The sequence below is a fragment of the Nocardiopsis trehalosi NBRC 14201 genome (genome assembly GCF_001552555.1).
GTDB lineage: Bacteria > Actinomycetota > Actinomycetes > Streptosporangiales > Streptosporangiaceae > Nocardiopsis_B > Nocardiopsis_B trehalosi.
Genome location: NZ_BCRK01000247.1, coordinates 1 through 7,142 on the forward strand (window position 1 = coordinate 1; position 7,142 = coordinate 7,142).

8 protein-coding genes and 1 pseudogene are annotated in these 7,142 nt (G+C 72.6%); 5 read left to right on the forward strand and 4 right to left on the reverse strand.

What is annotated here, in order from left to right:
* From NT8_RS30130 to trxA, 5 genes and pseudogenes are all read left to right on the forward strand, one after another.
* Positions 1-692 (forward strand): annotated as a pseudogene (locus tag NT8_RS30130) (hypothetical protein); the annotation flags it as partial.
* 8 nt (positions 693-700) lie between these two features.
* The gene (sigM, locus tag NT8_RS26150) at positions 701-1,321 is read left to right on the forward strand and encodes an RNA polymerase sigma factor SigM (protein WP_067975190.1); all 621 of its coding nucleotides are present in this window, start codon (positions 701-703) and stop codon (positions 1,319-1,321) included.
* Between the two features lie 29 nt (positions 1,322-1,350).
* Positions 1,351-2,208 (forward strand): hypothetical protein, encoded by an 858-nt coding sequence (locus NT8_RS26155; RefSeq protein WP_245646341.1) that lies wholly within the window; start codon positions 1,351-1,353, stop codon positions 2,206-2,208.
* A 128-nt stretch (positions 2,209-2,336) separates the two neighbouring features.
* The gene (gene trxB / locus NT8_RS26160; protein WP_067975176.1) at positions 2,337-3,269 is read left to right on the forward strand and encodes a thioredoxin-disulfide reductase; all 933 of its coding nucleotides are present in this window, start codon (positions 2,337-2,339) and stop codon (positions 3,267-3,269) included.
* Positions 3,270-3,330: 61 nt separating this feature from the next.
* Positions 3,331-3,654, forward strand: coding sequence for a thioredoxin (trxA, locus tag NT8_RS26165; protein ID WP_067975182.1), 324 nt, complete (start codon positions 3,331-3,333; stop codon positions 3,652-3,654).
* A 465-nt stretch (positions 3,655-4,119) separates the two neighbouring features.
* On the opposite strand, the gene NT8_RS26170 is transcribed toward trxA, so the two are convergent.
* The 4 genes from NT8_RS26170 to NT8_RS26185 form a co-directional block, all read right to left on the reverse strand.
* Complete coding sequence (locus NT8_RS26170) at positions 4,120-5,019, reverse strand: ParB/RepB/Spo0J family partition protein (RefSeq protein WP_067975185.1); 900 nt, start codon at positions 5,017-5,019, stop codon at positions 4,120-4,122.
* A gap of 26 nt (positions 5,020-5,045) precedes the next feature.
* Entirely contained in the window at positions 5,046-5,876 is an 831-nt protein-coding gene (locus NT8_RS26175) for a ParA family protein (RefSeq protein ID WP_174549636.1), read from the reverse strand.
* Between the two features lie 149 nt (positions 5,877-6,025).
* Positions 6,026-6,742, reverse strand: coding sequence for a 16S rRNA (guanine(527)-N(7))-methyltransferase RsmG (gene rsmG / locus NT8_RS26180; protein WP_067975188.1), 717 nt, complete (start codon positions 6,740-6,742; stop codon positions 6,026-6,028).
* A gap of 190 nt (positions 6,743-6,932) precedes the next feature.
* Positions 6,933-7,142: Jag family protein (locus NT8_RS26185; protein WP_281203535.1), on the reverse strand; the 210-nt coding region annotated here is incomplete at its 5' end.

Here is a 7,142-nt window from a genome sequence, read left to right on the forward strand (position 1 = left end):
TCCGCCGCACCGGCGAGTTCGGCCTCCAGTCCGCCCCCGGCCCCGGCCCGCGCCGCACCGCGCCCCGGCGGTCCGCCGGCGGCGACGGCTCCTCGCGGGTCATCCGCGGCCTGCTCGGCGCCATCGCCGTGCTGGTGTTCGTCGGCGTGGTCATCGCCGCCTGGAACATCGGCAGCAGCATGGCCGGCGACCCCGCCGACACCGCCGGCGGCGGCGACCAGCAGGCGGCCGACGACGCCCAGGCCGAACTCGCCGACCTCGGCGTCGCGTCGGCCACCGGGTTCGACCCCGAGGGCGACGACGGCGGCGAGCACAACGACCGCGCGCCGCTCGCCGTCGACGGCGACCCCTCCACCGCGTGGCGCACCTCCAGCTACGAGGGCCCTCGGCTCGGCGGCCTGAAGAGCGGGGTCGGCCTGCTCCTCGAACTGGAGGCCTCCGCCGAGGTCCACGAGGTCGACCTGAACCTCGGCAGCGGGGCGCACAGCGTGCAGATCCTCGTCGGCGACGGGGCTGATATGTCACAACTCGACTCCGTTTACGAGCAGGACGGGGTCAGCGGCGAATCCGCGGTTAAGCTCGATGATCCGGCCCAGGGTCGCTACGTGGTCGTATGGTTCACGGACGTCCCCATGGACGAGGGCGGCTACAAGGGGACGGTCAACGAGGTCGCATTGCGCGGGAAAACGTGACGACGGTGATGGACGCGGTTCAGGAGCTCCCCGACAAGGAGCTGTTGTCCAGGCACGCTCAAGGTGACGATCAGGCGTTCGGGGAACTGGTGCGCCGGCACCGCGAGCGCATGTGGGCTGTCGCCATCCGCGTCCTCGGCGACTCCGAAGAGGCCTCCGACGCCCTCCAGGACGCGTTCCTGTCGGCGTTCCGCGGCGCCCACCGCTTCCGCGGCGAGGCCCAGGTGAGCACCTGGCTGCACCGCATCGTCATCAACGCCTGCCACGACCGCATGCGGCGCCGCATGGTGCGCCCGGCGGTCCCCACCGACGACGCCACGCTCGACGTCCTGTCCAACGAGCGCACGCGGGGCACCACCCCCGACCCCACCGGCCGCAGCGACTCCGCCATGGACGTGCACGCCGCCCTGGGGCGGCTCCCGGCCGAGCAGCGCCTCGCCCTCGTGCTCGTCGACATGATGGGCTACCGGGTCGACGAGGCCGCCGAGATCCTGGAGATCGCCCCCGGCACCGTGAAGAGCCGGTGCGCCCGCGGGCGCGCGCGACTTCTGCCATATCTGGTTCATCTGCGGAACCCTGAGCGTTCCCGAGACGTCACATCCCCGAGAGGAGGTGACAGGAGATCGTGACGTCTCATGTGGACGCGGACACTCTCGCCTTGTCGGCCGAAGGACTCCTGGAAGACGAGGAAGAGCGCTCCGTTCAGCAGCACGTGTCCGAATGCGGGCAGTGCGCCGAGCAGCTCACCGAGCTCGCCGGTGTCGCACGGGTACTGGCGGAGGTCCCCGCCGTACCCCTTCCTGACACCGTGGTCGCCCGTCTCGACGCCGCCCTCGAAGCCGAGGCCGCCGCCCGGCGCGAGCGCCTCGCCGGGACCGCGCCGGTCGCCGCGCCCCCCGGCCGGACGGCCTCCGTGGTGTCGCTGCGCTCCCGGTTCACCGCCCACCGCTGGGTGCCCTACCTGGCCGCCGCCGCGGCCGCGGTCGTGGTCCTCGGCGGCGGTGCCGCCGTCGCCCGAGGGCTGATGTCCCCGGCGGCCGAGTCCGGCGCCGCCGCGCCGGCCGAAGGCCCCGGCACCACCGCCGCCCCCGACGCCATCCCGCCGTACCGGCCCGTCCTCCTGGAGAGCGGCACCGGCTACACCGAGGACGATCTCGCCGGCCAGGCGGCCGGTGTCCTGGCCGACGCCGGCCCGGGCGCCGCCGACGAGCCTGAGAGCCCCTCTGCGGCGCCGGAGGTCCTGTCCGAGGGCGACCCCGCCGCGGTCCCCGCCGAGGTCTCCTCGTGCGCCCAGGGGCTGCGGGGCGACACCGGGGAGCAGCCCACGCTCATCGACCTCGCCGAGTTCCGTCCGGGCGGCGACGGCGACCCCCGCCAGGCGTGGGCGCTGTACTTCCCGGCCGGTGCCGCAGGCGACCCCGAGTCCTACGAGGTCGTGGTGGTCTCCGCCGACTGCGCGGGCGGTGCCGACGCCGCCGACGCCGTCCTGGCCGAGACCACGGTCCCCGCCCCCTGACCGCTCACGCCGGTCGCGCCCCGTCAGCGGTCCGCCGGGAATTGGCCGCGCCTACCATCTGTTGGTAGAGACGACTTCCCCCGAGGGCCGGGTCCCGGCCCTCTGAGCGAACCGAAGGGCCGACCAGCGTGAGCGACGTCCGCAACGTAATCATCATCGGATCGGGGCCCGCGGGCTATACCGCGGCCGTGTACGCCGCGCGCGCCGAACTCCGGCCGCTCGTGTTCGAGGGGTCCATCACCGCGGGCGGCGCGCTGATGAACACCACCGAGGTCGAGAACTTCCCCGGGTTCCCCGACGGCGTCATGGGCCCCGACCTCATGGACAACATGCGCAAGCAGGCCGAGCGCTTCGGCGCCGAGCTGGTCGCCGACGACGTCACCGAGGTCGACCTCAAGGCCGAGCCCAAGGTGGTCAAGGTCGGCGACGACGCCTACTACGCGCACACCGTCATCGTGGCCACCGGCTCCGGCTACCGCAAGCTCGGCGTCCCCGGCGAGGAGCAGTTCTCCGGCCGCGGCACGTCCTGGTGCGCCACCTGCGACGGCTTCTTCTTCCGCGACCAGGACATCGCGGTGGTCGGCGGCGGCGACACCGCCATGGAGGAGGCCACCTTCCTCACCCGGTTCGCCCGCTCCGTCACCGTCATCCACCGCCGCGACGAGCTGCGCGCCAGCAAGATCATGCAGGACCGCGCCCGCGCCAACGACAAGATCCGCTTCCTGTGGAACAGTGAGGTCGTCGAGGTGCTGGGCGACAGCAAGGTCACCGGCGCCCGGCTGCGCGACACCGTCACCGGCGCCGAGAGCACGATCGACATCGGCGGGCTGTTCATCGCGATCGGGCACGACCCCCGGGTGGAGCTGTTCGAGGGGCAGCTCGACCGCGACTCCGAGGGCTACCTCGCCGTCGAGTCGCCGAGCACCCGCACCAACATCCCCGGCGTGTTCGCCTGCGGCGACGTCGTCGACCACAGCTACCGGCAGGCCATCACGGCCGCCGGCACGGGTTGCGCCGCGTCGCTCGACGCCGAGCGCTACCTCGCCGACATGGGCGCCTGAGCCCGTCGGCGCCCGCCCCCCGACCTTCCCGCTCGCAACCGATTTCCCGAGGAGTACCGCCATGGCGAACCTGCCCCAGGTGACCGACGACAGCTTCGAGACCGAGGTCCTCAAGAGCGACAAGCCGGTCCTGGTCGACTTCTGGGCCGAGTGGTGCGGCCCGTGCCGCCAGGTCGCCCCCATCCTGGAGGAGATCTCCGCGGAGTACGGCGACAAGCTCAAGATCGTCAAGCTCGACACCGACAAGAACCCGAACGTCACCCGCGAGTACGGCGTCATGCAGATCCCGACCATGAACGTCTACCGCGACGGTGAGGTCGTCAAGCAGATCATGGGCGCCAAGCCCAAGCGCCGCCTCCTCCAGGACCTGGAAGAGTTCATCTGACCGGTCCCACCACACGGCGAACGGCGGCGGCCCCCGGGCCGCCGCCGTTCGTGCTCCCGCAGGGAGGGTCGTCGGCAGGGGTCTTCGGCGGAGGCTCGTCCACAGGCGGCCGATCCCACTGGCGCGGACACCCTCGATGCGGGTTGACTGGAAATAGGGGTTCCCCCGGGCACCACGGCCGCGCCCGCCGTCGCCGCCGGGGGCGGCTCCGCATGCCCGGAACCGGACCCCTTCCCCGCCCCGGGGTTTGGCGCGGCCCCGCGCCGACCGCGCCCGTGCGCTTCGGCCGCGACGTGAAACGGCCGCCGGTGTTTCACGTGAAACACCGGCGGCCGTTTCACGTGAAACACCGCTGGGCCGGGCCGCCGCTGCCCACTCCCCCGCTCCTCCGAGCCGACGTGTCGACAGGGCGACCTGTCGGTTCGCGGCGGTGTCGACGTGGCGAGGTGTCGACGCGGCGGGCGCCTAGGTGCCCGAGCCGTCGGGGACCATGGCGGCGATGATGCGCTCCAGGTCCTCGCGGGTCGCGAACTCCACCACGATCCGCCCCTTGCTGCGGCCCTCGTTGATCTTCACCCGGGTGTCGAACGCGTCCGCGAGCCGGCTCGCCCAGGCGTCCAGCTCCGGCGGCGTGTTCGCGCGCGACGCCGACCGGCGCCGCACCGGCGGCGCGTCGTCGGTGTCCCCGAGGGTGATGATCTCCTCCAGCGCCCGCACCGAGAGGTTCTCCTCCACGATGCGGCGCGCCAGCCGCTCCTGCGCCTCGGTGTCGTCCACACTCAGCAGCGCCCGCGCGTGGCCCGCGCTCAGCACGCCGGCCGCCACCCGCCGCTGCACCGGCGGCGACAGGTTGAGCAGCCGGAGCGTGTTGGTGATGTGCGGCCGCGACCGGCCGATGCGCCGCGCCAGCTCGTCGTGGGTCGCCCCGAAGTCGTCCAGCAGTTGCTGGTAGGCGGCCGCCTCCTCCAGCGGGTTGAGCTGCTGGCGGTGCAGGTTCTCCAGCAGGGCGTCCCGCAGCAGGTCGTCGTCGCCGGTCTCGCGCACGATGGCGGGGATGCGCTCCAGCCCCAGCGCCTTGCTGGCGCGCCAGCGGCGCTCCCCCATGATCAACTCGTAGCGGTCGGCGCCGATCTTGCGCACCACCACGGGCTGCAGCAGCCCGACCTCGGCGATGGACGCCCGCAGCTCCGCCAGGGCGTCCTCGTCGAAGTGCACCCGGGGCTGGCGCGGGTTGCGCGAGACCGAGCCGACCGCGATCTCCTCCAGGTACGCGCCGCCGCCACCCGGCTCGCTCACCGCCGTACCGGGCCCCTGCGGGATCAGGGCACCCAGCCCCTTGCCCAGTCCGCGCCGCTGCTGGCTCACCGACGTCTCCCTTCCCGTCCCATTGGTCAGTTCCGTGCGCCCGTCTTCGCCCGGTGCGCGATCTCGCGCGCCGCCTCCATGTACGCGACGGCCCCGGTGGACCCGGGGTCGTAGGTCATGACCGACTGCCCGTAGCTCGGCGCCTCGGAGACGCGCACGCTCCGCGGCACCAGGGTCGACAGGACCAGGTCGCCGAAGTGGCCGCGCACCTCGTCGGCGACCTGGGAGGCCAGCCGGGTCCGGCCGTCGTACATGGTCAGCAGGATGGTGCTGATGTCGAGCGTGGGGTTGAGGTGCGAGCGCACCAGGTCGACGTTGCGCAGCAGCTGGCCCAAGCCCTCCAGCGCGTAGTACTCGCACTGGATCGGGATCATCACCTCGTCGCAGGCGACCATGGCGTTGACCGTCAGCAGCCCCAGGGACGGGGGGCAGTCGATGAGGATGTAGTCGAGGTCGCTCACGTCGTAGGCGGCGAACGCCCGCTTCAGCCGCGACTCGCGGGCCACCAGGGAGACCAGCTCGATCTCGGCGCCGGCGAGGTCGATGGTCGCCGGGACGCACCACAGGCCCGGGATATCGGGCACCGGGCGAGCGAGGTCGCGGATGCTCTCGTCCTCGACCAGGCAGTGGTAGATCGAGCGGGAGTCGGCGCCCCGCTCCATGCCCAGCGCCGTGGACGCGTTGCCCTGCGGGTCGAGGTCGACCACGAGCACCCGGTTGCCGTGCATCGCCAGGGAGACCGCGATGTTCACGGTCGTGGTCGTCTTGCCGACCCCGCCCTTCTGGTTCGCGACGCTCATGATGCGGCACTCGGCGGGCCGGGGCCACGTGTCGTCGCCGTGGCCGCGGACCGTCATGGCCGCGCGGGCCGCGCGGGCGATCGGGGTATCGACCTCCACGTCGATACCCGGGGGCGGCGCCATGACGTCGAGGTCGGTGTCTCCCCACGGGGCTGTTTCACGTGAAACATGGGCGCCGTCGGACTGGTTCTGGGGCACGAATGAGTTCACCTCTTCCGTCCGCGCTTCTTTCCGCCACCCGGCGCACGGCGCGGCCTGGATGGAGTGGCATGGTCGCTCTCGGATGTGACCGTGACGCGAACGACCGTGGTAGCGGGTTCGACTTTACCGCGCCCGACTCGGATCACATCGGCGACGCAGGGCCGTTGTGCCGACAAATCGGCTCGGGCGTCTTCCAATTCGGTCTCGGCCTGTTCGCCCTTGAGCGCGAGCAGGCTGCCGCCCTTGCGGAGCAGCGGCAGCGCCCAGCCGGCCAGCCGCGGCAGCGGTGCGACGGCCCGCGCCGTCACGATGTCGGCGCGCAGGTCCGCCTTGACCTCCTCGGCCCGACCGCGGTGCACGGTGACGTTGGTCAGCTCCAGCAGCTCCACGCACTCGCGCAGGAAGACGGTACGGCGCAGCAGCGGCTCCAGCAGGGTCACCGCGAGGTCGGGCCGGACGAGCCCCAGGACGACGCCCGGCAGGCCGGCCCCCGATCCGATGTCGACCACGTCGGCGCCTTCGGGGATCACCTCCTCGACCACCGCGCAGTTCATCAGGTGCCGCTCCCACAGCCGGGGCACCTCGCGCGGGCCGATGAGGCCGCGCTCCACGCCGGCGTCCGCGAGCAGGTCCGCGTAGCGGACGACGCGGGGCAGGGCCTCCCCGAACATCGTCCGGGCCTGCTCGGGCGGTGCCACACGCCGGTCAGCACCCGAGGTCATCAGTCACCACCTTGGAGTCGGCGCCCGGCGACAGGTCGGCACCCCGACACGTCGACGTGTCGACGTGTCGCCGCTCGGACGGGGACGGGGATACGGGGGAATACGAAGGCGCCCCCCACGATCCTATGCGTGGGGGGCGCCGATCCGTTCGCGCGCCGCTGTTTCACGTGAAACATGGCGCCGGGCGCCGCTAGTCGGCGGGGTGCACCACGACGTAGCGCTGGGGCTCCTCGCCCTCGGACTCGCTGCGGAGCCCGGCCGCCGCGACGGCGTCGTGGACGACCTTGCGCTCGAAGGGCGTCATGGGCGCCAGCGGCTTGATCTCGCCGGTGCGCTTGACCTCGTCGGCCGCCTCGGCGCCGATGCGGGTGAGCGTCTTGCGGCGGGACTCGCGGTACCC